The sequence below is a fragment of the Nocardia puris genome, assembly GCF_003315035.1.
GTDB classification, from domain to species: Bacteria; Actinomycetota; Actinomycetes; order Mycobacteriales; family Mycobacteriaceae; genus Nocardia; species Nocardia puris.
The window spans coordinates 836964-863099 of record NZ_QNRE01000001.1 but is presented as its reverse complement, the minus strand read 5'-3'; the positions used below and the strand labels follow the sequence as shown (position 1 = coordinate 863099).

The window sequence follows — 26136 nt, the reverse complement described above, 5'->3', positions numbered from 1 at the left end:
GTCAGCGCACCATCTTCGGGTACGGCAGGTCGATGCTGGTGTGCTCGGCCACCGCCAGCGGCGTCCCGATCTGCGGGAACGCGCGCTGCGGGCAGGCGGGCCGCTCGCACACCTTGCAGCCCGCGCCGATCGGCACCGCCGCGGCCGGGTCGTCGAGTTGCAGGCCCGCAGAATACACCAGGCGGTCGGCGTATTCGATATCGCAGCCGAGGCCGATCGCGAAGTTCTTGGTGGCCGTGCCGAATCCCTGCGGCGCCGTCATGGTGGTGCGGGCGATCCACAGGTAGCGCCGTCCGTCGGGCATGGACGCGATCTGGCGCAGGATCAACCCGGGGCGGGCGAACGCCTCGTGCACCACCCACAGCGGGCAGCTGCCGCCCACCCGGGAGAAGTGGAAGGCGGTGGCGGACTGGCGTTTCGAGATATTGCCCGCGCGGTCGGTGCGCACCAGGAAGAACGGCACGCCGCGCTGGCCCTGCCGCTGCAAGGTGCTCAGGCGGTGGCAGATCGTCTCGAACCCCACCTCGAAACGCAGGCCGAGCAGGTCGATGTCGTAGCGCAGTTCCTCCGCCGATCGCAGGAAGCGCCCGTAGGGCAGGATCAGCGCGCCGGCGAAGTAGTTGGCCAGCCCGATCCGCGCCAGCGACCTGGATTCGCCGGTGAGGGAAGGCGCTTCGGCGAGCACGGCGTCGAGTTCCTTGCCGTACAACAGGAATCCGAGCGTGGTCGCGATCTGGAAGGCGCGCTGCCCCGGGCGCAGCCGGCGCGCCAGCGTGAGCGTGCGGCTGTCCGGATCGTAGTGGCGCTTGGGGATGTTCGGGTCGGCGCCGTCGCCGCGCACCAGCACTGTGACGCCCGCGCGTTCCTCGGCGACCCGCGCCAACTGCCGGTCCAGTGAGCCGATGGTGAGCCCGCTCTCCTCGAACAACCGCTCGGCGGCGTGATCCAGCGACGGGATGTGGTTGTGGTGGTCGTAGAAGAAGTCGCGCACGTCCTCGTAGGGCATCGGCACCCCGGGCGCGCCGGTGGGCGCGGCCACCCGCGAGGACAGCAGGTCCAGCTGATCGGTGGCGGCGCGCAGCCGCCGGTGCATGGCGACCAGGATGCGCGCCACCTCGGGCTGGCGGGTGGCCAGTTCCTCGACCTCGGTGAGCGGCGCGGAGTCCCCGCCCGCGGCGTCGACCAGCACGTCGTGCAGGTCCGAGACCAGCCGCGCGTCGGAGTCGGCGGCGAAGAACTGCACATCCAGGTCGAAGGTCGAATTGAGCTTCAACAGCACCGGGATGGTCAGCGGTCGCTGATCGCGTTCGAGCTGGTTGAGATAGCTGGGCGAGAGGTCGAGCGATTTGGCCAGGGCGGCCTGGGTCATCCGCCGCTCCTCACGCAATCGCCGCAACCGGGCGCCCGCGTACATCTTGCGCACGCCAGCATGCTAGCCCAAGATCTTCGCAATCATCGCAACTTCGAGGATTCTTCCCCGCAGAAATCGCCATCTGCGAGGGCTTTTACCGAAATGCACCCGTGCGTAGTGTGCGAAGAGAGCCGGCTGGAAATCCTCGAGCCGTCCGAACCGGAGGATGCATGAAGACCCACATCGTACGCGCCCGCGCCGCCGACGAAGCGTTTCCGCGCGAGGAGCACCTCGCGACGAAGATCGCCGAGGTGGCCGTCGACCCGGTGGAGGTGACCGCCGAGGTGCGCGAGATGATCGTGAACCGGATCATCGACAACGCCGCCGTCGCCGCCGCGTCCGTGGTCCGCAAGCCGGTCTCCAGCGCCCGCGCCCAGGCCGCCGCGCAGCCGTACACCCCGCGCGCAGGCCGCTCGGGCGCCACGGTGTCCGGCCTCCCGGCCGCCGCCAAGGTCTCGCCGGAGTGGGCCGCGTGGGCCAACGGTGTCGCCGTGCGCGAACTCGACTTCCACGACACCTTCCTGGCCGCCGAGTACTCACACCCCGGCGACAACATTCCGCCGATCCTGGCCGTCGCCCAGCACACCGGCCGCTCCGGCGCGGACCTGATCCGCGGCCTGGCCACCGGGTACGAGATCCAGATCGACCTGGTGCGCGGCATCTGCCTGCACGAGCACAAGATCGATCACGTCGCCCATCTCGGCCCGTCGGCCGCCGCGGGCATCGGCACGCTGCTCGGCCTGGACGCCGAGACGATCTACCAGGCCGTCGGCCAGGCGCTGCACACCACCACCGCGACCCGCCAGTCGCGCAAGGGCGAGATCTCCAGCTGGAAGGCGCACGCCCCGGCGTTCGCGGGCAAGATGGCCGTGGAGGCCGTGGACCGCGCGCTGCGCGGCGAGGGCGCGCCCGCCCCGATCTGGGAGGGCGCCGATGGCGTCATCGCGTGGCTGCTCGGGGGCACGGGCGTGGAGTACCAGGTACCGCTGCCCGCGCCGGGCGAGGCCAAGCGCGCCATCCTGGACAGCTACACCAAGGAGCATTCGGCCGAATATCAGAGCCAGGCTCCGATCGACCTGGCGCGCCGGATGCGCGAGCGCATCGGCGATCTCGACCAGATCGCCTCGATCGTGCTGCACACCAGCCACCACACGCACGTGGTGATCGGCACCGGCTCGGGCGACCCGCAGAAGTTCGACCCGCACGCCAGCCGCGAGACCCTCGACCACTCCGTGCCGTACATCTTCGCGGTCGCGTTGCAGGACGGCGGCTGGCACCACGAGCGGTCCTACGCGCCCGAACGCGCGCAGCGCCCGGACACCGTGGAGCTGTGGCACAAGATCTCGACGGTCGAGGACCCGGAGTGGACCCGCCGCTACCACTCGACCGATCCGAACGAAAAGGCGTTCGGCGCTAGGGCCGTGGTGACGCTGAAGAGCGGCGAGACCATCGTCGACGAGCTGGCCGTCGCCGACGCGCACCCGCTGGGCGCGCGGCCCTTCGCCCGCGAGCAGTACATCGAGAAGTTCCGCACCCTGGCCGAGGGCATCGTCGAGCCCGCCGAGCAGGACCGGTTCCTCACCGCGGCGCAGCGCACGCCCGAGTTGGCGGCCGGTGAACTCGATCAGCTCACCTTCACCGTGTCCGATGAGGTACTGGGCCGCGCGCCGCGGATTCCCGAGGGGATCTTCTGATGACCGGGCTGATGGCCGCCGCCACCTCCGCCGCCGACAAGCGCGTCGCGCTGCGGAACGGGTTGGCGTCGGGGAAGATTCAGCGTCTACCGGGAGCGTTCAACCCGCTGGTGGCCACGCTGGTCCAGCAGCTGGGGTTCGAGGGTGTGTACGTCTCCGGCGCGGTGGTCTCGGCCGAATTGTCGCTGCCCGACATCGGTCTGACCACGCTGACGGAGGTGACCGAGCGCGGCCGCCAGATCGCGCGGGTCACCGACCTGCCGGTGCTGATCGACGCCGACACCGGCTTCGGCGAGCCGATGAGCGCCGCGCGCACCCTCACCTTCCTCGAGGACGCCGGCCTGGCCGGTTGCCATATCGAGGATCAGGTGAACCCCAAGCGCTGCGGCCATCTCGACGGCAAGGCGGTCGTGCCCGCCGACGACATGGTGCGGCGGCTGCGGGCGGCGGTGTCGGCGCGGCGCGACGAGAACTTCGTGATCTGCGCGCGCACCGACGCGCGCGGCATCGAGGGCTTGGACGCGGCGGTCGACCGTGCCAAGGCCTACGCCGACGCCGGCGCGGACATGATCTTCACCGAGGCGCTGGCCGATGCCTCGGAGTTCGCGAAATTCCGTGCCGCCGTGGACATTCCACTGCTCGCCAATATGACCGAGTTCGGCAAGTCGGAGCTGATCTCGGCCGGGGAGCTGGAGAACCTGGGCTTCAACGCGGTGATCTACCCGGTCACCACGCTGCGGTTGGCGATGTTCGCGGTGGAGCAGGGCCTGGCCGAGATCGCCGCCACCGGAACGCAATCCGGCCTGCTGGACCGGATGCAGCACCGCAAGCGACTGTACGAACTGCTGGATTACCAGCGCTACAACGACTTCGACTCCGGAATATTCAACTTCACGCTGAGCGAGTGAATCATGACCGAGATCAAGAAGGGCCTGGCCGGCGTGGTGGTGGACACCACCGCCGTCTCCAAGGTGGTGCCCGAGACCAATTCGCTGACCTATCGCGGCTACGCGGTGCAGGATCTGGCGCGGCACTGCAGCTTCGAGGAGGTCGCCTACCTGCTCTGGTACGGCGAACTGCCCGATGTGGCGCAGCTGGAACTGTTCTGCCGGCGTGAGCGCGCGCAGCGGCGCATCGACCGCTCGGTGCTCTCGCTGATCGAGAAGATGCCCGACACCTGCCACCCGATGGACGTGGTGCGCACGGTGGTGAGCTACCTCGGCGCGGAGGATCCGGTGCCGGATACCGACGGCGTCGCCGCGCCGAAAGACCTGCTGGCCAAGGCACTTCGGCTGCTCGCGGTGCTGCCGACGGTGGTGGCGGCCGATATGCGGCGCCGCCGCGGGCTCGACCCGATCGCCCCGCACTCGCACCTCGGCTTCGCCGAGAACTTCCTGAACATGTGCTTCGGGGAGGTGCCCGACCAGCGCCTGGTGAAGGCGTTCGAGACGTCGCTGGTGCTCTACGCCGAGCACAGCTTCAACGCCTCGACCTTCGCGGCGCGCGTGGTGACCTCGACGCGCTCGGACCTCTACAGCGCGATCACCGCCGCCATCGGCGCGCTCAAGGGCCCGCTGCACGGCGGCGCGAACGAGGCCGTCATGCACATGATGCTCGAGATCGGCGACCCCGATCTGGCGGCGCAATGGCTGAAGGACAAGCTCGCCGCCAAGCAGAAGGTGATGGGCTTCGGCCACCGCGTGTACAAGAAGGGCGACTCGCGGGTGCCGACCATGAAAGCCGCACTCGACGACGTGGCCGAGGTCACCGGCGGGCAGCGGTGGCTGACGATGTACGACGAGCTGGCCGCGACCATGGAAGCCGCCACCGGGATCCTGCCGAACCTGGACTTCCCGGCGGGCCCGGCGTACTACCTGATGGGCTTCGACATCCCGATGTTCACGCCCATCTTCGTGATCAGCCGCATCACCGGCTGGACGGCGCACATCGCCGAGCAGTCGGCCGACAACGCGCTGATCCGGCCGCTGTCGGAGTACTCGGGCGCACCGCAGCGGGAACTGCTCGTGGCGGGCGGCGCGGCGCTGCGCTGAGCGACTGGGCCGCCCGGCGGACCGAAACCTTGTTCAACCAAGCAATTGTTTGGTTGAATCGGGCGGTCCGCAACCCCGGCCCCGAGGGAGTGACCCATGTCCGGTCCCGACGCACTCGTGCGCGCCATGTGCCGCAGCTGGTCCGACCCCGATCCCGACCGGATCGCCGCGTTCTTCGCCGAAGACGCCGTCTACCACAACATTCCGATGGAGCCGATCGCCGGACGCGCCGCGATCCGCGATTTCATCGCCGGCTTCCTCACCACCTTCGACGCCATCGACTTCGAGATCCACCACCAGGTGGTGGCGGGCGAGATCGTCATGAACGAGCGCACCGACACGCTGCGCGGCAACGGCCGCGACACCCCGCTGCCCGTGATGGGCGTGTTCGAGGTGCGCGACGGCGAGATCGCGGCCTGGCGTGACTACTTCGACATGGCGGCGATCAACCGCGCGTTCGGCCTGTCCGGCTGAGTCCGAGGCGGGCGGATCACGCCTCCCCGTGAAATCCGTTGTGTTCCTGGGGAACTCAGGGGCACTCCCGCACGTCCGAATAGACGAGCGGTGTTCACGGAGGAACGAGGAAAGGTGCCCGATGGACAGGCCGAACTGCTGGGCGGCGTACCGGCGGGGTGTCCGCCCACGCCGGACGCGCGTGCCCGGCCCGCGCCCGGTGTGCGAGAGCTACCCGCGGCGCAAGTGGCACGAACGCCCGGAGTGGCACCGGTGAACCGGGCCGCACGGATGTGTCCGTGCGGCCCGTCACCGGACAGCGGACGACCGGCGCGACCGGCCTACGGGCGCGCCGCCCGCGCCGCCTCGACCAGGTTCGCCAGCGAGGCCTCCACCTCGGCCTGCCCGCGAGTCTTCAGCCCGCAGTCCGGGTTCACCCAGAGCCGTTCGGCGGGAACGGCTTTCAGCGCGGCCCGCAGCGACACGGTGATCTCCTCGACGCTGGGCACGCGCGGGGAGTGGATGTCGTAGACACCCGGGCCCACGCCCAGATCGAAGCCCGCGGCGTTCAGGTCGTCGAGCACCTCCATGTGCGAGCGGGCCGCCTCGATGGAGGTGACGTCGGCGTCCAGGCCCGCGATCGCGTCGATGACCTCGCCGAACTCCGAGTAGCACAGGTGGGTGTGGATCTGGGTGGCATCGGACACGCCCGAAGTGGCCAGGCGGAACGACTCCACCGACCAGTCCAGGTACGCGGGCTGATCCGCCGCGCGCAGCGGCAGCAGCTCGCGCAGGGCGGGCTCGTCCACCTGGATGATCCGGATGCCCGCCGACTGCAGGTCCACCGTCTCGTCCCGGATGGCCAGCGCCACCTGACGCGCCGACTCGCCCAGCGGCTGGTCGTCGCGCACGAACGACCACGCCAGGATGGTGACCGGACCGGTCAGCATGCCCTTGACCGGCTTGTCGGTGAGCGACTGGGCGTAGGTGATCCAGTCCACCGTCATCGGCGCGCGGCGCGCGACGTCGCCGAACAGGATCGGCGGGCGCACGCAGCGGGTGCCGTAGGACTGCACCCAGCCGTTCTCGGTGGCCGCGAAGCCGTCGAGCTGCTCGGCGAAGTACTGCACCATGTCGTTGCGCTCCGGCTCGCCGTGCACCAGCACGTCCAGGCCCAGCTTCTCCTGCAGCGCCACCACGTCGGCGATCTCCGAGCGCATCCTCGCGGTGTACTCGGCCTCGTCGATCTCGCCCTTGCGCAGCGCGGCGCGAGCCAGGCGGATCGCCGAGGTCTGCGGGTAGGAGCCGATGGTGGTGGTCGGCAGCGGCGGCAGGTTCAGGCGGGCCTGCTGCACCGCGCGCCGCTCGTCGGCCGGGGCGCGACGCGCGGCGTCGGGGCCGAGCGCGGCCAGGCGGGCGCGAACCTGCGCGTCCGCCAGGCGCGGGTCCTCGGTGCGCGAGGTCGCCGCCGCACGGGCCGCGGCCAGCTCGTCGGCGATCGCCTCGGTGCCCTGGTGCAGACCGGTGGCCAGCACTCGCACCTCGGCGACCTTCTCCGCGCCGAACGCCAGCCAGGCCCGCAGCCGCGCGTCCAGGCCGGTCTCCGGCTCCAGCGAATAGGGCACGTGCAGCAGCGAGCAGGAGCTCGACACCGCGACGCCGCCCGCGCTGCCCAGCAGGGTGCCCAGCGTGGTGAGCGCGTCGTCGAGGTTCGCCCGCCACACGTTGCGGCCGTCCACCACGCCCGCGACCAGCAACTTGCCCGCCAGCGCGGGCAGCGAGGCCACCGCGGACAGCTCGATCGGCGCGGTGAAGTCGAGCGCGATGCCCTCCACATCGGTGCCGGCCAGCGCGGCCAGGGCCGGGCCGGGGTCGCCGAAGTAGGTGGCGACCAGCACGGCCGGGCGGTCCTCGCCCGCCGTCAGCTCGGTGTAAGTGGAGCGCACCAGGGCGATCTCATCGTCGGTGAGGTCGGTGACCAGCGACGGCTCATCGATCTGCACCCACTCCGCACCGGCGGCCGCCAGCTTGCGCAGCAGCTCGCGATAGAGCGGGACCAGCTCGCCGAGTCGATCCAGTGCCGCGCCTTCGGTGGCCTTGGCCAGCTTCAGGAAGGTGATCGGGCCCACCACCACGGGCCGCGCGGGCACGCCGAACCCCCGCGCCTCGGCCAGCTCGTCGAGCAGCTTCTCCGGGTGCAGCGAGAACACGGTGTCGGGACCGATCTCGGGCACCAGGTAGTGGTAGTTGGTGTCGAACCACTTGGTCATCTCCAGCGGTTCCACCGAATCGTTGCCGCGCGCGGCCGCGAAGTAGCGGTCCAGCGGATCGGCGATGCCCGCCACCCGCTCGGGCAGCGCGCCCAGCAGCACGGCGGTGTCGAGCACCTGGTCGTAGTAGGAGAAGGTGCCCACCGGGATCGAGTCGAGCCCGGCCGCGGTGAGCTCGGCGTACTGCGCCTCGCGCAGATCGGCCGCCACCCGGTGCAGCGCCACGGCGTCGATGCGCCCGGCCCAGTAGGACTCGGTGGCGCGCTTCAGCTCGCGCCGCGGCCCCACCCGGGGCAGGCCGAGAACCGTTGCGGTGAAAGGAGTCTGGGAAACAGTCACGGTTGTGCTCCAGTGCCTAGGTCGTGAGCCATCGCCATGCGGGCGGCGTCGACCAGCGGACCTCGCGGGCAGCCGTGTGCAACGGAGCCCGGATGTCGTCACTGGTGGTCCGCGCGCCCAATCCACGAGGCGGTGGCCGCCGGATACGGCGTATCCGGCACAACTGGCAGGTCTTCGGACTCGCGGGCACCGGCGCGGGGGCTCCCGGCCGACCTACTGACCGTCGCTTCCCGGACTCGCGCCCAGTGCTCGATGACGGTGTTCGTTCCTGCATACCGCTGCGGGACAGTCCCGGATTCCCACCGGGTTCCCTCTCACTCGCGCCCGGCTGGCCGGGGCGGGCTTCGACTCCGGCGCGCGACGTAGGGGCTCCATCTCGTCGGCGCACTGGAGAACCAGCTGCGTCGTCCAGCATAAAAGACGCCGCGGTTATTCCGTGCGGGTACCCGTCGCGGGCGCGCACCGCGGTCGCGGGCGGGCGGTGAGATGTGACGGCCGGATGAACGCAACTTCGCACCGTTGCTATGTCTGGTTGTGAAGATCGCTGCGAAGGGTAGTTCCATGTAGGAGCCGATTCCGGGGGCAGGTACGTTGGACCGATGTTCTCGAAAGTCTTGGTTGCCAATCGTGGCGAGATCGCCATCCGCGCCTTCCGCGCGGCCTACGAACTCGGCATCGGGACGGTCGCCGTCTTCCCGTACGAGGACCGCAACTCGGTCCACCGGCTGAAGGCCGCGGAGTCCTACCAGATCGGCGAGGTCGGCCACCCCGTCCGCGCCTATCTCTCCATCGAGGCGATCATCGACGCGGCCAAGACCGCGGGCGCCGACGCCGTCTACCCCGGTTACGGATTCCTTTCCGAGAACCCCGATCTGGCGGCCGCCTGCGCGCGCGCCGGCATCACCTTCATCGGCCCCTCGGCGGAGGTCCTCGAACTCGCGGGCAACAAGGCGCGCGCCATCGAGGCCGCCCGCGCGGCCGGTCTGCCCGTGCTGACGTCCAGTGCGCCCTCGGCCGACGTGGACGAACTGCTCGCCGCCGCAGCCGAACTCGACTACCCGATCTTCGTCAAGGCGGTCGCGGGCGGCGGCGGGCGCGGCATGCGCCGGGTGGCCGCGCCCGAGCAGTTGCGCGAATCCATCGAGGCCGCCTCGCGCGAGGCCGAGTCCGCGTTCGGCGACCCGACCGTGTTCCTCGAACAGGCCGTGGTGAATCCGCGCCACATCGAGGTGCAGATCCTGGCCGACCAGCACGGCAACGTGATGCACCTGTTCGAGCGGGACTGTTCGGTGCAGCGCCGCCACCAGAAGGTGATCGAGCTGGCGCCCGCGCCGAACCTGGATCCCGCGCTGCGCGAACGTATCTGCGCCGACGCGGTGGCCTTCGCCCGCCAGATCGGCTACAGCTGCGCGGGCACCGTGGAGTTCCTGCTCGACGAGCGCGGCAACCACGTCTTCATCGAGATGAACCCCCGCATCCAGGTCGAGCACACGGTCACCGAGGAGATCACCGACGTCGACCTGGTGCAGTCGCAGCTGCGCATCGCGGCGGGGGAGACCCTGGCCGACCTCGGCCTGAGCCAGGACAGCGTGTCGATCCGCGGCGCGGCCCTGCAATGCCGCATCACCACCGAGGACCCGGCCAACGGGTTCCGCCCCGACACCGGCCGCATCACCGCCTACCGCACGCCGGGCGGCGCGGGCATCCGCCTGGACGGCGGCGCGAACCTGGGCGCCGAGATCGGGGCCTACTTCGACTCCATGCTGGTCAAGCTCACCTGCCGCGGCCGCGATCTGCCCGCGGCGGCGGCGCGCGCGGCGCGGGCGCTGGCCGAGTTCCGCATCCGCGGCGTCACCACGAACATCGGCTTCCTCCAAGCGGTGCTCGAGGATCCCGATTTCAAGGCCGGCCGGGTCACCACCTCGTTCATCGACGAGCGCCCGCAGTTGCTCACCCTGCGCGGCTCCGCCGACCGCGGCACCAAGATCCTGACCTACCTGGCCGACGTCACCGTCAACAAGCCGCACGGCGAGCGGCCCACCACCGTCTACCCGCACGACAAGCTGCCCGCCATCGACCTGAGCGCCCCGCCGCCCGACGGCTCCCGCCAGCGCCTGCTGCGCCTGGGGCCGGAGGGCTTCGCGAAGGCGCTGCGCGAGCAGAAGGCGGTGGGCGTCACCGACACCACCTTCCGCGACGCGCACCAGTCGCTGCTGGCCACCCGCGTGCGCACCACGGGCCTGCTCGGCGTCGCCGGGCACGTCGCGCGGCTCACCCCGGAGCTGCTGTCGATCGAGGCGTGGGGCGGCGCGACTTACGATGTGGCGCTGCGCTTCCTGCACGAGGACCCGTGGGAGCGGCTGGCCGCGCTGCGTGAGGCGATCCCCAACATCTGCCTCCAGATGCTGTTGCGCGGGCGCAACACCGTCGGCTACACGCCCTACCCGGAGGCGGTGACCCGCGCGTTCGTGTCCGAGGCGACGGCCACCGGCATCGACATCTTCCGCATCTTCGACGCGCTCAACAACGTCGACCAGATGCGCCCGGCCATCGACGCCGTGCGCGAAACCGGCACGGCCGTGGCCGAAGTCGCGATGAGCTACACCGGCGACCTGTCGAACCCGAACGAGACGCTCTACACGCTCGACTACTACCTGAAGCTGGCCGAGCAGATCGTCGACGCGGGCGCCCACGTGCTCGCCATCAAGGACATGGCGGGCCTGCTGCGCGCGCCCGCCGCGGCCACCCTGGTCACCGCGCTGCGCAGCAACTTCGACCTGCCGGTGCACGTGCACACCCACGACACCCCGGGCGGTCAGCTGGCCACTTACCTCGCCGCCTGGCAGGCCGGCGCCGACGCGGTGGACGGCGCCAGCGCCGCGATGGCGGGCACCACGAGTCAGCCCGCGCTCTCGGCGATCGTGGCGGCGGCCGCGCACAGCGAGTACGACACGGGGCTGAACCTCCAGAACGTGTGCGACCTCGAGCCGTACTGGGAAGCGCTGCGAAAGGTGTACGCGCCCTTCGAATCCGGGCTGCCCGCCCCCACCGGGCGCGTGTACACCCACGAGATCCCCGGCGGTCAGCTGTCGAATCTGCGCCAGCAGGCCATCGCGCTGGGCCTCGGCGACCGCTTCGAGGAGGTCGAGGCGAAGTACGCCGCCGCCGACCGCCTGCTCGGCCGCCTGGTGAAGGTGACGCCGTCGTCGAAGGTCGTCGGCGATCTGGCCCTGGCGCTGGTCGGCACCGGCGTCGACATCGAGGACTTCGCCGCCGATCCGGGCCGCTACGACATCCCGGACTCGGTGATCGGCTTCCTGCGCGGCGAACTCGGCACCCCGGCCGGCGGCTGGCCCGAACCGTTCCGCAGCAAGGCCCTCGAGGGTCGCGGCGCGGCCAAGCCCGAAACCCCGCTCACGCCCGAGGACGAGGCCGGGCTCGCGGGCGATTCCGCGCTGCGCCGCGCCACCCTGAACCGCCTGCTGTTCCCCGGCCCCACCGCCGAACTCCTCGCGCATCGCGAAAAGTACGGCGACACTTCGGGTCTGAGCGCCAACCAGTTCTTCTACGGGCTGCGCTACGGCGAGGAACACCGCGTGCAGCTGGAGAAGGGCGTCACCCTGCTCATCGGCCTGGAGGCGATCTCCGAACCCGACGAGCGCGGCATGCGCACCGTGATGTGCATCCTCAACGGGCAGCTGCGCCCCGTCGCGGTGCGCGACCGGTCCATCGCCAGCGAGGTCCCGGTGGCGGAGAAGGCCGACAAGACCAACCCCGGCCACCTGGCCGCCCCGTTCGCGGGCGTGGTGACCCTCGCCGTGTCCGAGGGCGACACCGTCGAATCGGGCGACACCATCGGCACCATCGAGGCCATGAAGATGGAGGCCGCCATCACCGCGCCGCGCGGCGGCACCGTCGCGCGGGTGGCGATCGGCAAGGTGCAGCAGGTCGAAGGCGGTGACCTGCTGGTCGAACTGGCCGCGCCGGACTCCTCGGCGCAATGACGCGGATCGTGGCCGGGACGGCCGGCGGGCGGCGGCTGCGGGTGCCGCCCGCCGGCACCCGGCCGACCTCCGACCGTGTCCGCGAGGCGCTGTTCAGCGCGCTCGACGCGCGCCTGGACTTCGACGGCGCGCGGGTGCTCGACCTGTACGCCGGATCGGGCGCGCTGGGACTGGAGGCGCTGTCGCGGGGGGCGGCGTCGGCGTTGCTGGTGGAGTCGGACCGCAAGGCGGCGGCGGTGGTGCGCGGGAATATCGCCGACCTCGCGTTGCCCGGAGCGGAGCTGCGCGTCGGCGCGGTCGCCGCCGTGCTGGCACAGGGTGGAGCGGGGGAGTTCGACCTCGTATTCTCCGATCCGCCTTACGATCTCGCCACCGACGCGGTCACCGCCGACGTGCGCGCGCTGGCCGAGCACGGGTGGTTGCGGCCAGGGGCGGTGGTGGTGGTCGAGCGGTCAGCGCGGTCGGCGGAGATCGACTGGCCCGCGGGTTTCGTCCCCGCCAAGGCCCGCCGCTACGGCGAGACGCGGCTGGAGCTGGCGGAGCACGAGCCGCAGGACTGAGCGCTCTCCGGGCCCGATCAGGTCGCGAGCCCGGCCTGTCAGTCGGGCCGCCCGGCCGAAGGCTCGCGGAGAATGGCGTGCGGCGAAACAGCGCTCGTCGGAACCCGGCGCTCGCGGCATCGTTCGGCCGCACGCCGCCGGTCGAATCCCGGGTATCGACCTGATAGTTTCGGCTCATGGCTGGAGCTATGTGCCCCGGGTCGTTCGACCCGGTGACCAACGGACATCTCGACGTCTTCGCCAGGGCGGCAGCGCAATTCGACGAGGTCGTGGTGACCGTCGTGGTGAACCCCAACAAGCAGGGCATGTTCACCGTGGAGGAGCGCATGGAGCTGATCCGCGAGGTCACGGCCGATCTGCCCAATGTTCGGGTGGCGTCGTGGCGCGGCCTGCTGGTGGACTTCGCCAAGCAGGAAGGACTCACCGCGATGGTCAAGGGGCTGCGCGACTCCACCGACTTCGCCTACGAGATCCAGATGGCGCACATGAACAAGAAGCTCAGCGGCGTGGACACCTTCTTCGTCGCGTCGAACCCGGAGTTCAGCTTCGTGTCCAGCTCCCTGGTCAAGGAGGTCGCGAAGTACGGCGGCGACGTGAGCGATCTGCTGCCCGGCATCGTGCACAAGCGCCTGCTCGACCGCCTCGCCGAGAACAAGTAACCCGAACGCGAAACCGGCGCCCACCACATGGTGGGCGCCGGTTTTCGTGTGTCTACGGGACTCAGAAGACCAGGCCGCGCAGGGCCAGGAAGCGCAGGCCGCCGACCGCGGCGGTGATGGCCAGCACCGCGCCGGCTTGCGCGACGCCGCCGAGTCCGGGCGCCCAGACCTCGAGCCCGGCCAGCGCGGCCGTGGTGATGCCCAGGCCCAGCAGCGCCAGGCCGCCGCCCTCCCACTGCGCCGTGAACCAGCCGACGCGCCCCGCCGCGTGGAAGGTGAGCTGGCGGTGCAGTTCGTTCGCGATGATCGTGCTCACCACCGAGCCGGCGATATTGGCCGCGATCGGGCCGATGCCGTGCATGGCGAAGAACAGCAGCACGTAGGCCACATTGCTGGAACCGCCGACGAGGGCGAAACGGATGAGCTGGGCGAAGGCGCGGTCACCGCGCAGATAGCCGAGCGGGCCGGACCACAGGGCCGGTGCGGTGCGCGCGGTGGGATCAGCGACGACCACCCACGGGGTGTACAGCCCCGCGGGCACCACCGCCGATCGCGGCGCTTCCAGAACCGTCATCGTTCTTTCCGATCGAAACCGTGAGCCCTCGGTAAAGGACAACCGCGGCGGGGGCCGCATCCTTCCCGTCGGACTCGGGAGTGGTTCCACACTCACGGTGTGGCCCTGTGACCGGCTTGCGAAATCCTTGTCGGGGTCCCGCGCGCCGATCTCTCCATAGAAATTTAGCATCAAGTGGAGGGTCAGTCTCCACTTGATTGTGTGGTCTGGCAGACACTGTCACGACACACCGGGCCGGGACTCGGCAGATGCCGTGATCAGGGGCACACTGGGCACCGGCGGAGAGTTTCGCCGGAGATCGGCAGGAAAGCGGGGTAAACGAGCATGTATCGCGTATTCGAGGCACTCGACGAGCTGGTGGCGATCGTCGAGGAGGCGCGCGGCATCCCGCCCACCCGCAGCTGCATCGTGCCCCGCGGCGATGTGCTGGACCTGCTCGACGACGTGCGCGACGCGCTGCCGGGCGAACTCGACGACGCCCAGGACGTCCTGGACCACCGCGACAAGATCGTCACCGACGCCCGCACCGGCGCCGAAGCCACCGTGACCTCGGCCAACGAGCAGGCGGCCCAGACCATCGAGTCCGCGCGCGAGGAGGCCGACCGCATCCTCGCCGACGCCAAGGCCCACGCCGACCGCATGGTCGCCGAGGCGAGCGCGCACGCCGATCACCTGGTCGCCACCGCGCAGGCCGAGGCCGACCGCGTGGTCGCCGACGGCAACGCCGAGTACGAGGCCGTCACCGGCCGGGCGCGCGCGGAATCGGAGCGGATGATCGAGGCGGGTAAGGCGTCCTACGAGCGGTCGGTGGCCGAGGGCCGGGCCGAACAGGAGCGCCTGGTGTCGCAGACCGAGGTGGTGCGCGCCGCGCACGCCGAGTCCGCGCGCCTGGTCGACGCCGCGACCGAGGAGGCCGACCGCACCCGCGACGAGTGCGACCACTACGTGGACTCCACGCTCGCGCAGTTCGAGGAGACGCTGAACAGCACGCTGCGCACCGTGCGCGGTGGTCGGCACCAGCTGCGCACGGGGGCGGGTGCGCCCGACTACGCCGCCGACTACCGGCGGTAGGCGCCACCGCGGGCGTCCGGTCGGCGCGCGGGGAGCTGGTGATCGCCGGCCGTTTTGAGGTTCGACCGGGCCCTCGCGTATTGTTGAGTGGTTGCCCATCCCCCTTCCCGCAGTGAGAGTGAGTACGTGATGCCCGCCGGTTCCGGTTCCGCGTCGCGTTCGCGCGCGCGTTCCCACCGCACGCCGGACGCGGGTTTCGTGCTGGACGTCCGCAGTCTGGGCCGCAGGCCCGGCACGATGCGGGAGTTGCGGCGCTCGCTCACCACCGAGGGCCGGATCGGGCTCGATCTCATCGCCATCCCCGAGGGTTCGACGGTGGAGCTGGACCTGCAGTTGCAGGCGGTGTCCGAAGGCGTACTGGTCACCGGCACGGTGTCCGCGCCGACGGCCGGGGAGTGCTCGCGCTGCCTGGAGTCGTTCACCGACAGCGTGGATCTGCACGTCACGGAACTGTTCGCCTACCCGGACAGCACCACCGAGCAGACCACCGAGGACGACGAGGTCTACCGCATGGCGGACGATCTCATCGACCTGGAGCCCGTGGTGGTCGACGCCATCGGCCTCGCGCTGCCGTTGCAGCCGCTGTGCGGCCCCGACTGCGCGGGCCTGTGCCCGGAATGCGGCGTGCGGATGGCGATTGCGGGTTCTGATCACCGGCATGAGATACTTGACCCTCGCTGGGCCGGGCTGGCGAAGTTCGCCACCGGATCGCCCGGCAGCGGCGCGCCCGACGCGGACGCCGACCCAGACCGATAACCCGCCGAACAGGCAGCGTTCATCAAGACAACAGAGGAGAGTTAGTCGTGGCCGTTCCCAAGCGCCGGATGTCCCGTTCCAACACCAGGTCGCGGCGCAGCCAGTGGAAGGCCGCCGCGCCGACCCTGATCACCTGCCCGAACCGCGGCTGTGGTCAGAAGACCCTGCCGCACATCGCCTGCCCCTCCTGCGGCACCTACAAGGGCCGCCAGGTCACCGCCGCCGTCTGAGGCATTCGATCCTTCGTATCGACGTGACAGCCAGCAAGGATGATGCCGGTTCGCCCGGTGCACACCAGAGCCTGATCGAAGCGCTCGGCGTCGACGTGCGACCGGACCTGCTGCGCCTGGCGCTGACGCACCGGTCGTACGCCTACGAGAACGGCGGCCTGCCGACCAACGAACGGTTGGAGTTCCTCGGCGACTCCGTGCTCGGCCTGAGCATCACCGAGCGGCTGTACCACGAGCACCCGGACAAGTCCGAGGGCGAACTGGCGAAGCTGCGGGCGAGCGTGGTCAACATGCACGCGCTCGCCGAGGTGGCGCGCGGGCTCGGTGACGGCGGGCTCGGCGCGCACCTGCTGCTCGGCAAGGGCGAAGAGCTCACCGGCGGCCGGGACAAGCCGAGCATCCTCGCCGACGGCATGGAATCGCTGCTCGGGGCGGTGCACCTGCAGTACGGCATCCAGGTCGCCCGCGACCTCGTGCTGCGCCTGTTCGCCGACCTGCTCGAGCGCGGCCCCCGCATGGGCGCCGGGCTCGACTGGAAGACCAGCTTGCAGGAGCTCACCGCCGAACGTGGACTCGGCGTGCCCAGCTACGAGATCACCTCGACGGGCCCCGACCACGACAAGGAGTTCACGGCGACCACCGTGATCGGCGGCCGGGCCTACGGGCAGGGCATCGGCCGGTCCAAGAAGGAAGCCGAGCAGAAGGCCGCGGGCGCGGCCTATCAGGCGCTGACCGACGAAGCCTGACGTGCCCGAACTTCCCGAGGTCGAGGTCGTGCGGCGCGGACTCGCCGAACACGTGGTCGGCCGCACCATCGAATCGGTCACCGTCACCCATCCCCGCTCGGTGCGCAGGCACCTGCTCGGCGCGGCCGATCTCGCGGCCCGGATGACCGGCCGACGGGTGGACTCGGCGCAGCGGCGCGGCAAGTACCTCTGGCTCACCCTGGACGACGACGAGGCCCTCGTCGTGCACCTCGGCATGAGCGGCCAGATGCTGGTCCAGCCCACCGGCGCGCCCGTGGAGAAGCACGCCCACATCAGGGCCGCGCTGCACGATGGCACCGAACTGCGATTCGTGGACCAGCGCACCTTCGGCGGCTGGGCGCTGGCCCCGCTCGTCGAGGTGGACGGTTCGTTGCTGCCGGAACCCGTCGCGCACATCGCGCGCGATCCCCTCGATCCCCGCTTCGACCGGGAGGCCGCCGTCAAGGCGCTGCGCGCGAAGCACTCCGAGATCAAGCGGGTGCTGCTCGACCAGTCCGTCCTCTCGGGGGTCGGCAACATCTACGCCGACGAGTCCCTGTGGCGGGCCCGCATCCACGGTAACCGGATCGCCGCCACGCTCACCCGGCCCGCGTTGCGCACCCTGCTGGACGAGGTCGGCGCGGTGATGGGGGAGGCGCTGGCCGCGGGCGGTACCTCGTTCGACGCGCTGTACGTCAACGTCAACGGTCAGTCCGGGTACTTCGAACGGTCCCTGGCCGTGTACGGGCGGGAGGACGAGCCGTGCCGGCGCTGCGGAGCCCCGGTGGCGCGCGAGAAATTCATGAACCGGTCCTCGTACTACTGCCCCCGCTGCCAACCGAAGCCTCGCTTTCGCTGACGCTCGCGAGCTACCGTTTCCTCAGGCGATCGATGTGTGGTCGGCTGAGGAAAGGTATACATGCGCAAGCTCACCTACTATGTCGCGTCGACGATCGACGGGTACATCGCCACGGAGGACGGGTCGGTCGACTTCTTCCCCGTCGGCGGTGATCACGGCCCGGCGATCACCGCGCAGTATCCGGAGACCCTGCCGTTCAAGGTCAGGGAGGCGCTGGGCATCGACAAGCGCAACGCGAGCTTCGACACGGTGATCATGGGGCGCAAGACGCACGACTTCGGCGTGCGCACCGGCACCTCGAGCCCGTACGCGCACCTGCGCCAGTTCGTCGTGTCCACCACGCTGCCCGAGGCGCCCGATCCGGCGGTCGAGCTGATCTCCGCCGATCCGCTGGCGAAGGTGCGGGAACTCAAGCGCGCCAAGGGACTCGGCATCTGGCTGTGCGGCGGCGGGGAGCTGGCGCAGGTGCTGCTGCCCGAGATCGACCAGATCTTCCTGAAGCTGTACCCGATCGTGCTCGGGCGCGGCCGGTCGCTGTTCGGCGACGGGCCTGGGCTGCCCGAGCCCGCGCGCTTCCGGGTGATCACCAGCCGGGTGTTCGAGGACGGCGTCGCCTTCGTCAAGTACAGCCGGATCCGCTGACCGGCATGCCCGACCGCGCGCCCGCCACCGAACCCGCCGCGCCGGGCCCGGTGGAGGCGCTGCGCGAGATCGGGTTCTGGCTCGAGCGCGGCCGCGCCGAGACGCACCGGGTGCGCGCGTACCGGCGGGCGGCCGACGTGGTGGCCGAACTGTCCACGGCGGAGTACGAGGCCAGGCGCGCGGCGGGCACCTGGCAGGAACTGGCGGGGGTCGGCCCCAAGACCGCGGCCGTGATCGCCGCCGCGGCCGCGGGGACCGTGCCCGCCTATCTCACCGAATTGCGCGGCGCGGCAAAGCCGATCGGTGCGCAGGGCAAGTCGCTGCGCACGCTGTTGCGCGGCGACCTGCACACCCACTCCGACTGGTCCGACGGCGGCAGCCCGATCGCCGAGATGATGGGGGTGGCGGCCGCACTCGGGCACGAGTACTGCGCGCTGACCGACCATTCGCCGCGCCTGAAGGTCGCCAACGGGCTCTCCGCCGCGCGGTTGCGCAGGCAGCTGGACGTGATCGCCGGGCTCAACGAGCGGCTCGCGCCGTTCCGGATCCTCACCGGCATCGAGGTGGACATCCTCGACGACGGCACCCTCGACCAGGAGGCGGATCTGCTGGCCGAACTGGATGTCGTGGTGGCGAGCGTGCATTCGCACCTGCGCGACGACAGCGCCACCATGACCAAGCGGATGGTGTACGCGGTGGCGAACCCGAACGTCGACATCCTCGGCCACTGCACGGGTCGCCTGGTGGAGGGATCGCGGGGCACCCGCCCGGAGTCCACCTTCGATGCCGAGGTGGTGTTCGAAGCGTGCCGCACCTACGGCACGGCCGTCGAGATCAACAGCCGGCCCGAACGCCGCGACCCGCCCGCGCGCCTGCTGCGGCTCGCGGTGGAGATGGGTTGTTACTTCTCCGTCGACACCGACGCGCACGCGCCCGGCCAATTGGATTGGCAGGGTTACGGATGCGAGCGCGCGGTGGTGAATGGTGTTCCCGCCGAGCGGGTTATCAACACCTGGCCGTTGGAGGATCTACTGGGTTGGGTGAGCGACGGGTAGCGCTGGCTGTCCAGATGCGGCGCGTCGACGTGAACGCCTTCACCCGGCTGTCGGAGGCGCACGCCGCTGAACCCCGCATCGACGCAACCACAACCTGCTCCTGCTGCAATGGCACTAACTGCCGAGCAATACGCCGAAGGCGTTGGCTTATCTCAGTGGGGTGAACGGCGGTCGAATATTCGGTGTGCGCGGCGATTTCGGGCGGTAGGCGGTCGAGAATGGGTGCACGGCTTCGAACACGGGGGTGGCTGGGCTGGTGGGTGACTTCCCGATCGACACCGTGCTCGCGGTGATCGGTCTCGTCGTGCCCGTCGGCGCGTTCCTGTGGGAGTTCGTGTTCGTGGGCCGCAGGCGGCTGGGGTACCGCGTGCAGATGGACACGCCGGTCACCGGTGAGATCGAGTCGGTGTTCCCCGGCGCGCTCGCACGGCTGCACCCCGATCTCCCCGCCAATACCCCTGACCTGCGCGACTATTCGGTCGTGCTGGTGCGCATCGAGAACAGCGGCAGCACCGCCATCGGCGTGGCGGACTATCTGGCCCCGACCGCGCGGATCGGGCTGCACCTGCGGTTCCCGCGCCGCCGGGTGGTGGGTATGGCCGTCACCGAGCTCAGCGATCCCGACCTGGCCGAAAGCCTGGGTCCCGCTTCGGGAATCGCCGTGCGGGAGGACACCGACGGGCGCATCGGCGTGATCGACCTGCCCAAGGTGCCGCTGGCGCGGGGTGACCACTACAAGATCCTGGCCATCCTGCAACGGTCCGGCGGCAGCGGGGAGTATCCCGCGCCGGTGCTGCTCGGTCGTATCAGGGGTGGGCGCGTGGTCGAGACGCGCAGCCGCACCGGCGTGCCGCGAGTCATGGTGGTGCTCACCGGGTTTCTCGTCGCGGTGATCGTGGCGCAGTTCGCCGTCGCCGTCCTGCGTCCCGATCCCACCCCGCTGGACTGCGCGACCGGGAAGCTCACGCTGATCGGGTCGTCGGCGTTCGAGCCGGTGATCCGCGACGCCGCCGCCCAGTACGAGAAGCGGTGCACCGGGGCGGAATTCGCCTTCGATTTCGCCGGTACCGAACGCGGGCTGGACCGGCTCGCCGAAGCCGGTCCGGACGCGGGCCTGCTGGCCATCAGCGACGGGGAGAAGGGGCCGGGTTACCCGGCGTTGCGTCCACGGCCGTTGGCGCTGGCGGTGTTCGCGATGTTCGTGCACCCCGAGCTCGGCGTCGCCGACCTCACCGTCGAGCAGGTGCGCGACCTGTACGCCGGCCGGATCACCAACTGGCGCGAGGTGGGCGGCCCGGATCTACCGGTGGTGCTGATCGATCGCACACCGGGTTCGGGCACCCGGGTGATCTTCGAGGACGCTCTCTTCGGCGGGGAACAACCCGCCCGTCCGCACCGCAGTTGCACGGCGATCAAGGACACCGAGGGCACCTTCTGCGACGTGCCGGTCACCAGGGAGATGCACAAGGCCGTGCGCGAGATTCCCGGCGCGATCGGCTACGGCGAACTGGCGGAATCGAATCGGGCGGGCATGCGGGTCATCGCCTTGGATGGCGTGGCTCCGGGGCGGGAGGCCGCTCTCGACGGTTCCTACCCGTTCCACGGCGTCGAATATGCCTACAGCCACGGCGATCTGCCGGTGGGTTCCCCGGCGGCCGGGTTCCTGCACTACTTGACGGCGGGACTGGGCGCGGAGGTGCTGCGCGCACACGGCAACGAGCCGTGCGTGAGCGGGTCGGATGCGCGGGGGCACTGCGCTTCCGGGTCGTAGTCGCGGTCGGGTGTGCTCCGGTTGGGGTGCCTGCGTGGGCTGTTGGCCTCCTTGCCTGTTCGACTGCGCGGGCCAGGCGCGCGAAGTGTGGCGCGCCCGGCCCGCCACTCACACGTGGTCGGGGTTCAGGCAGTAGGCCGAGGCGGCCAGGTACTGCCGGCACTCCGGGCCGTGACCGGCGTGGACCCCGCGCAGGTAGTGCGCGAGGTCCTCGTCGAGATCGGTCGGCTCCACGGCGCAGTTGCTGTGCCGCGCGTTCCAGAGGTCGCGCGTGTCGAGCGATGTCTGCATCGTTGATCTCCCACTCGCGTAGTCGTTTTCACCGTCGGCGGCCCCGCCGTCACTCGGTGATCAGTTGCCAGTCGTCGGGCAGGCGGACCGAGTGCACGGTGCTGCCCTCGGCCTCCACGTCGACGCTCAGATCGCCCAGCCGCAGCGCGGTGAGCGTCACCCGCCCCCACGATTCGGGCAGGCGCGGGCGCACCCGCAGCGTGCGGTTGGGCACATCGGGATTCAAGCCCAGGAACGAGCGCACCAGCAGCAGCGGCGCCGCGCTCGCCCAGGCCTGCGGCGAACACGACGTCGGATACGGCACCGGCACCGCGAAACGCGCGCGGGGGAATCCGCAGAACAGCTCGGGGAGCCGCCCGTCGAACGCCGCCGCCGCGTCGAGCAGCCCGCCCGCCAGTCGGGTGGCCAGTTCCACCGCGCCGGGCACGTGGCCGTAGCGCAGCAGGCCCGCCACCGCGATGGCGGTGTCGTGCGGCCAGACCGATCCGCAGTGGTAGCTCATCGGGTTGTAAGCGCCCATGTTGGAAGCCAATGTGCGCAAACCGAATCCGGTGTCCATCTCCTCCTTGGCCAGCTGGCGCACCAGCTCGGCCGCGTGCTCGTCGGAGGCGATGCCCGCCCACAGGCAGTGCGCGGAGTTGCTGGTCAGCGCGTCCACGTGCCGCTTGGTGGCGTCCAGCGCGACGGCGTACCAGCCGCGGTCGGGCATCCAGAACTGTTCGGCGAACTTGCCGCGCAGCTCGTCGGCCCGGTCGCGCAGTCGCGCCGCCCGGCGCGGCTGGCCGAACACGTCGGCCAGTTCCGCCCGCGCGAGCAGCGCGGCGTGCACGTACCCCTGCACCTCGCACAGCGCGATCGGCGCCTGCGCGAGGTGCCCGCCCGCGTCGTTGATCCCGTCGAAGCTGTCCTTCCAGCCCTGGTTGACCAGGCCCCGGTCGGTGGCGCGGCGGTACTCCACGAAACCGTCCCCGTCGCGGTCGCCGTAGCGCATGATCCAGTCCAGTGCCGCGTCGGCGGCGGGCAACAGATCCTCGATCGCCGCCGGATCCGCGCCCCAGCGATGGCATTCGGCGAGCAGCATCACGAAAAGCGGTGTGGCGTCGGCGGTTCCGTAGTAGATGGTGCCGCCGAGCACCTGCCCGCCGGAGGGGCCGCGCCGCATCTCGTGCATGATGCGGCCCGGCTGCTCCTCGGTGATCGGATTCACCTCTCGCCCTTGCAGTTCCGCGAGCTGTTGCAGGGTGCCCAGCGCCAGGTCCACCGACAGCGGCAGCGCCATCCATGCGGTGAGCAGGCTGTCGCGGCCGAACAGCGTCATGAACCAGGGCGCGCCCGCCGCCACGAACGGCCTGCCCTCGGCGGTGTCGTCGTGGATGCGCAGCGCGCCGAGATCGCTCTCGGTGCGCCGCAACACCTGGGTGAGCACCGCGTCGGCCGAGACGATATCGGTCGCGGTGTCGCGCCACGCCTCGATCTTGCGGCACGGCGCGCTCACGCCGACGTGTTCGCCCGGCGTGAGCGGCGCGGGCACCTGCTGGTTGCCCAGCGTCGGCTGCGCGATGATCTCGGTCTTCCACATGCCGCCCACCGGGACCACCACCCGCCACACCAGCGTGCCGGGCAGAACGGCCGGTTCCACGGTGGAGGTGATGGTGATCCCGCGCATCCGGTCGGTGCGGTCGTGCAGCAGCAGTTCGCCGTCGGCGACGCTGATCTCGGCCCGCACGTGGCCCGCGCGGCCCTCCTTCACCGCGAACAGATCGACGAAATCGGCGTCGACGTGCAGCTCCAGCGTCACCGCCGTCGGCTCGCGGCCCATGTTCTCCAGCGAGAGCACCTCGTGCATGCCGTCGGCGATGATGCGCTCGCGCACGACGAGCAGGGTGCTGTCGGCCAGGCCCTCCTGCGGCGGCCTGCGCAGCACGAACCGCGCGATGAAGGCCTCGGGGGTGAGCACCGACAGCGATTCCGCCGGTTTGCCGTCCACCATCAGCTCCCACCGCGACAGCACGCGCGCGTCGCGGAAGAACAACCCGTGCGGACGGCCCTGCTCGACGTCGCCGAGCCGGTTCGACAGGCAGAAGGTGGCACCCTCCACCAGCGTGACCGACCCGGCGCCGCCGAAACCGGCCGGCTCGCCCGAGTTGAGCGGCGCGGGCACAGCGGTCACGCCAGACCGCCCGCGCCGACCGGGACGGCCAGGGGCGGCGTGAGCGCGTCGGCGAGCAGCCGCTCGCGCTCGAGCAGGGTGCGGTAGACCCGCTCGTAGCCGCGCCCCAGCCCCTCGGAGCCGAAGTTGGCCTCCACGTGCGCCCGGCAGGCGACAGGGTCATAGTGGCGGACCTCCTCGACGGCGGCGGGCAGGTCGGCCGGGTCGTCGCAGATGCGGCCGGTGACGCCGTCCACCACCACCTCGGGCACCGCGCCGCCGCGCAGTGCGACCACCGGGGTGCCGCAGACCATGGACTCGATCATCACCATGCCGAACGGCTCCTCCCAGCGCACCGGGAACAGCAGACACCGTGCGCGCGAGAGCAATTCGCGCTTGGCGGTGGCATCGGCCAGTCCGAAGACGTGGTCGCGCTCGGTGAGCAGCGGCCGGACCTGTTCCTCGAAGTAGGCCCGCTCCGGCGGTTCGCTGCACTTGCCCGCCAGCACCAGCGGGATGCCCGCCGCGTGCGCGGCCTCCAGCGCCAGGTGCGGCGCCTTGCACTCGTTGAAACGGCCCAGGAACAGGGCGTAGTCGTCCTTCTCGGTGACGAACGGCCACTCCCGCGTGTGCAGGGCGTTGTGCACGCGCCCGGCCCACGGCAGGTCGGGGGCGAGTTCGCGCTGGCGGTCGCTGATCGCGACCAGCGAGACCTCGCGGCCCAGTTCGCGGTAGTAGCGGTAGCAGTCGTCCTCGACCGGGCCGTGCACGGTCACCACGGTCGGCAGGCCGAGGCCGCGGTAGGCGGGCGCGTTGAGCGGGCCCGCGAACGTGTGATCGTGCACGAGGTCGACGCCGTCGGTGGCGGCGAGGCGTTCGATCGCCCGCCGCACCTTCAGCGCGTGCACCACCTCGGGGAACGGATCGCCCAGTCGTTCGGGCAGCGCGCGGTCCCACACGGGGACGAAACGCGCCTTGGTGCCGGGCTCGCCGGCACCGAACAGGGTGACGTCGTGGCCGCGCTCGACCAGCGCGTCCACCAGGTCGGCGACGACCGCCTCGACACCGCCGTACGCCTTGGGCGGGACATCGAAATACGGGGGCACAACCATCGCAATGCGGAATCGGTTCGAAGCCACATCTCGCGCCGAAAGCGACGCGGGGAACACAGCGCTCATGACCTTCCTTCCATGGACACAACCATTCGCACTCGCATCCACCCGGCAAATGTGCCGGGCGTAGAACAAGGTGGCCGCCGTCAGCGGGGGTGGAGATGAACTGCACCGCCGTCCATTGGGGCTTGGTTGGCCTGTCACGCTGGACCGTGAGCAGGGGAGGCCGAAGGTTTTGTACCTCCGTTGACGTGTCTCAAACCTGCAAGTTGGGGTTTATGTTTACCAAATCGTTATGATACTGATAAGTAGCTCGCCCCGGTCAGTGCTGGTTCTCGATGATGATCGAGCCCGTTTCGCCGGGATTGGTGAATTCCAGCAAACTCGCGGCTTCCGTGCGGAGCGCGGCCTCGTCGGCGGCGGTGAGCGGATGCCACGGGGTGATGCGCACGACGGCGCCCTCCAGCGCCCAGCGGCCGTGCACGAAGCCGTCCACCAGGTACATGGGCACGCCGGCCGAGGCCTCGCGCGCGGTGCGGGCACGGTCCTCGTCGCTGATCATGCGGCGGCGGTCCTTGTGGCCGAGCAGGGCGTTGTCGAAGGCGGGCAGCAGGCGCACGGGTGCGTCGAGGTCGGGGTCGGCCAGCGGCGCGTCCGGGAGGTCGAACAGCACGCGGTGCCGGTCGTCGGTGAAAACGACCAGCTCCGAACGCATTTCGTCGACCACCTCGGCCAGCCGGGTGACACCCGCCCAGGACTGCATGTCGGCGACGGTCGCGGGGCCGAACGCCGCGAGGTAGCGGCGAATCAGCGCGCGGGGGTCGGGTTCGGCCATCGGCGCGCCGATCCACTCCTCGCCCAGGCCGACCGTGACGTAGCGGTTGCGCCAGCGGCCCCAGTCGCCGGTGCCGTCGCCGTGCACCAGCGGGACCAGCAGTTCGACGCTCTCGGCCAGTCTGCGCGCGTGCCTACCCGGGAAGTGCGCCGTGAGCAGCTCCCCGAAATCCCTGCGGCTCAGCTGTTTTCCGGCGAGTGTCGCGCGCCCGGCGGCCGCCAGCTCGGTGCGGTCGATGCCCTCGATCTCGTCTCGGTAGTAGGCCACATTGAGCGAGGACGCCACGGCCGCGTGCACCGTGGGGCGCAGCCAGCGGAAGTCCTCGGCGCAGGCCAGGTGCACGGTGCGCCGGATCAGCAACGAGCGCACCAGCTTGCGTTCCCGCAGCAGCTCGGCCAGCCCCTCGCGCCGGAACTCCGCCGAGCGCGTCCACAGTCCGATGTAGGGCCAGTTCGGTTCCTGCCCCTGCACCGCCACCAGCTGCCGCACGAGCTCCAGCGGACTCTCCTCGGTCCGCTCCGCGAGCCGCTGCCGCAGCAGCAAGGTCCGATTGAGTTCACGCAGCGACAGTTCCGTCATGCCCCCTATCCTGACCGAACCCACC

The 26136-nt window shown here is 70.6% G+C and carries 22 protein-coding genes and 1 riboswitch; of the genes, 15 read left to right on the top strand and 7 right to left on the bottom strand.

Annotated features, from left to right (window positions below; genetic code table 11):
• Window position 1 precedes the first annotated feature (1 nt).
• Window positions 2-1423: a short-chain fatty acyl-CoA regulator family protein gene (locus DFR74_RS03980; protein ID WP_195126095.1), complete on the bottom strand. Its 1422-nt coding sequence runs from the start codon at window positions 1421-1423 to the stop codon at window positions 2-4.
• Between the two features lie 158 nt (window positions 1424-1581).
• Between DFR74_RS03980 and prpD the strand changes: the two genes are divergently transcribed.
• From prpD to DFR74_RS03960, 4 genes are all read left to right on the top strand, one after another.
• Window positions 1582-3105 (top strand): 2-methylcitrate dehydratase PrpD, encoded by a 1524-nt coding sequence (prpD, locus tag DFR74_RS03975; protein ID WP_067509004.1) that lies wholly within the window; start codon window positions 1582-1584, stop codon window positions 3103-3105.
• A complete protein-coding gene (gene prpB / locus DFR74_RS03970; protein WP_067509006.1) occupies window positions 3105-4013 on the top strand; it encodes a methylisocitrate lyase in 909 nt (302 codons plus the stop codon). Before prpD ends, prpB begins: the two co-directional genes overlap by 1 nt.
• A gap of 3 nt (window positions 4014-4016) precedes the next feature.
• A complete protein-coding gene (locus DFR74_RS03965; RefSeq protein ID WP_067509009.1) occupies window positions 4017-5156 on the top strand; it encodes a bifunctional 2-methylcitrate synthase/citrate synthase in 1140 nt (379 codons plus the stop codon).
• A 96-nt stretch (window positions 5157-5252) separates the two neighbouring features.
• A complete protein-coding gene (locus DFR74_RS03960) occupies window positions 5253-5630 on the top strand; it encodes a nuclear transport factor 2 family protein (RefSeq protein ID WP_067509011.1) in 378 nt (125 codons plus the stop codon).
• A 320-nt stretch (window positions 5631-5950) separates the two neighbouring features.
• Here DFR74_RS03960 and metE read toward each other — a convergent pair whose 3' ends face one another.
• On the bottom strand, window positions 5951-8218 hold the full coding sequence (gene metE, locus DFR74_RS03955; RefSeq protein WP_113974939.1) for a 5-methyltetrahydropteroyltriglutamate--homocysteine S-methyltransferase: 2268 nt from the start codon (window positions 8216-8218) through the stop codon (window positions 5951-5953).
• Between the two features lie 168 nt (window positions 8219-8386).
• Window positions 8387-8531: riboswitch (cobalamin riboswitch) on the bottom strand.
• A gap of 286 nt (window positions 8532-8817) precedes the next feature.
• Here metE and DFR74_RS03950 point away from each other — a divergent pair.
• The 3 genes from DFR74_RS03950 (at window position 8818) to coaD (ending at window position 13441) form a co-directional block, all read left to right on the top strand.
• Complete coding sequence (locus DFR74_RS03950) at window positions 8818-12222, top strand: pyruvate carboxylase (protein WP_067509025.1); 3405 nt, start codon at window positions 8818-8820, stop codon at window positions 12220-12222.
• On the top strand, window positions 12219-12782 hold the full coding sequence (gene rsmD, locus DFR74_RS03945) for a 16S rRNA (guanine(966)-N(2))-methyltransferase RsmD (protein ID WP_067509027.1): 564 nt from the start codon (window positions 12219-12221) through the stop codon (window positions 12780-12782). Before DFR74_RS03950 ends, rsmD begins: the two co-directional genes overlap by 4 nt.
• A 176-nt stretch (window positions 12783-12958) precedes the next feature.
• Window positions 12959-13441 (top strand): pantetheine-phosphate adenylyltransferase, encoded by a 483-nt coding sequence (gene coaD / locus DFR74_RS03940; protein ID WP_067509029.1) that lies wholly within the window; start codon window positions 12959-12961, stop codon window positions 13439-13441.
• Window positions 13442-13502: 61 nt separating this feature from the next.
• Here coaD and DFR74_RS03935 read toward each other — a convergent pair whose 3' ends face one another.
• Window positions 13503-14015: a GtrA family protein gene (locus DFR74_RS03935; RefSeq protein ID WP_067509031.1), complete on the bottom strand. Its 513-nt coding sequence runs from the start codon at window positions 14013-14015 to the stop codon at window positions 13503-13505.
• Between the two features lie 324 nt (window positions 14016-14339).
• Between DFR74_RS03935 and DFR74_RS03930 the strand changes: the two genes are divergently transcribed.
• The 8 genes from DFR74_RS03930 to DFR74_RS03895 all read left to right on the top strand — a co-directional run bounded on the left by DFR74_RS03930 (window position 14340) and on the right by DFR74_RS03895 (window position 21145).
• Window positions 14340-15086: a DivIVA domain-containing protein gene (locus tag DFR74_RS03930; protein ID WP_067509033.1), complete on the top strand. Its 747-nt coding sequence runs from the start codon at window positions 14340-14342 to the stop codon at window positions 15084-15086.
• 129 nt (window positions 15087-15215) lie between these two features.
• Window positions 15216-15842, top strand: coding sequence for a YceD family protein (locus tag DFR74_RS03925; RefSeq protein ID WP_067509035.1), 627 nt, complete (start codon window positions 15216-15218; stop codon window positions 15840-15842).
• A 47-nt stretch (window positions 15843-15889) separates the two neighbouring features.
• Window positions 15890-16072 carry a 50S ribosomal protein L32 gene (gene rpmF, locus DFR74_RS03920; protein ID WP_067509037.1) on the top strand — a complete coding sequence of 61 codons (183 nt, stop codon included), beginning with the start codon at window positions 15890-15892 and terminating at the stop codon, window positions 16070-16072.
• A gap of 23 nt (window positions 16073-16095) precedes the next feature.
• Window positions 16096-16818 (top strand): ribonuclease III, encoded by a 723-nt coding sequence (gene rnc, locus DFR74_RS03915; RefSeq protein ID WP_067509039.1) that lies wholly within the window; start codon window positions 16096-16098, stop codon window positions 16816-16818.
• 1 nt (window position 16819) lies between these two features.
• Window positions 16820-17677 (top strand): bifunctional DNA-formamidopyrimidine glycosylase/DNA-(apurinic or apyrimidinic site) lyase, encoded by an 858-nt coding sequence (gene mutM, locus DFR74_RS03910; RefSeq protein WP_067509041.1) that lies wholly within the window; start codon window positions 16820-16822, stop codon window positions 17675-17677.
• Between the two features lie 60 nt (window positions 17678-17737).
• The gene (locus DFR74_RS03905) at window positions 17738-18319 is read left to right on the top strand and encodes a dihydrofolate reductase family protein (protein WP_067509044.1); all 582 of its coding nucleotides are present in this window, start codon (window positions 17738-17740) and stop codon (window positions 18317-18319) included.
• Between the two features lie 5 nt (window positions 18320-18324).
• On the top strand, window positions 18325-19374 hold the full coding sequence (locus DFR74_RS03900) for a PHP domain-containing protein (protein WP_067509047.1): 1050 nt from the start codon (window positions 18325-18327) through the stop codon (window positions 19372-19374).
• Window positions 19375-19630: 256 nt separating this feature from the next.
• Window positions 19631-21145, top strand: a complete 1515-nt coding sequence (locus DFR74_RS03895) for a PstS family phosphate ABC transporter substrate-binding protein (RefSeq protein ID WP_067509049.1) — start codon at window positions 19631-19633, stop codon at window positions 21143-21145.
• 108 nt (window positions 21146-21253) lie between these two features.
• Here DFR74_RS03895 and DFR74_RS03890 read toward each other — a convergent pair whose 3' ends face one another.
• From DFR74_RS03890 to DFR74_RS03875, 4 genes are all read right to left on the bottom strand, one after another.
• Complete coding sequence (locus DFR74_RS03890; protein WP_067509051.1) at window positions 21254-21436, bottom strand: hypothetical protein; 183 nt, start codon at window positions 21434-21436, stop codon at window positions 21254-21256.
• Window positions 21437-21485: 49 nt separating this feature from the next.
• Window positions 21486-23606: an amylo-alpha-1,6-glucosidase gene (locus DFR74_RS03885; RefSeq protein ID WP_067509053.1), complete on the bottom strand. Its 2121-nt coding sequence runs from the start codon at window positions 23604-23606 to the stop codon at window positions 21486-21488.
• The gene (locus DFR74_RS03880) at window positions 23603-24763 is read right to left on the bottom strand and encodes a glycosyltransferase family 4 protein (RefSeq protein WP_067509057.1); all 1161 of its coding nucleotides are present in this window, start codon (window positions 24761-24763) and stop codon (window positions 23603-23605) included. Before DFR74_RS03880 ends, DFR74_RS03885 begins: the two co-directional genes overlap by 4 nt.
• Window positions 24764-25019: 256 nt before the next feature.
• On the bottom strand, window positions 25020-26111 hold the full coding sequence (locus DFR74_RS03875) for a winged helix DNA-binding domain-containing protein (RefSeq protein WP_067509059.1): 1092 nt from the start codon (window positions 26109-26111) through the stop codon (window positions 25020-25022).
• Between the last annotated feature and the right edge of the window lie 25 nt (window positions 26112-26136).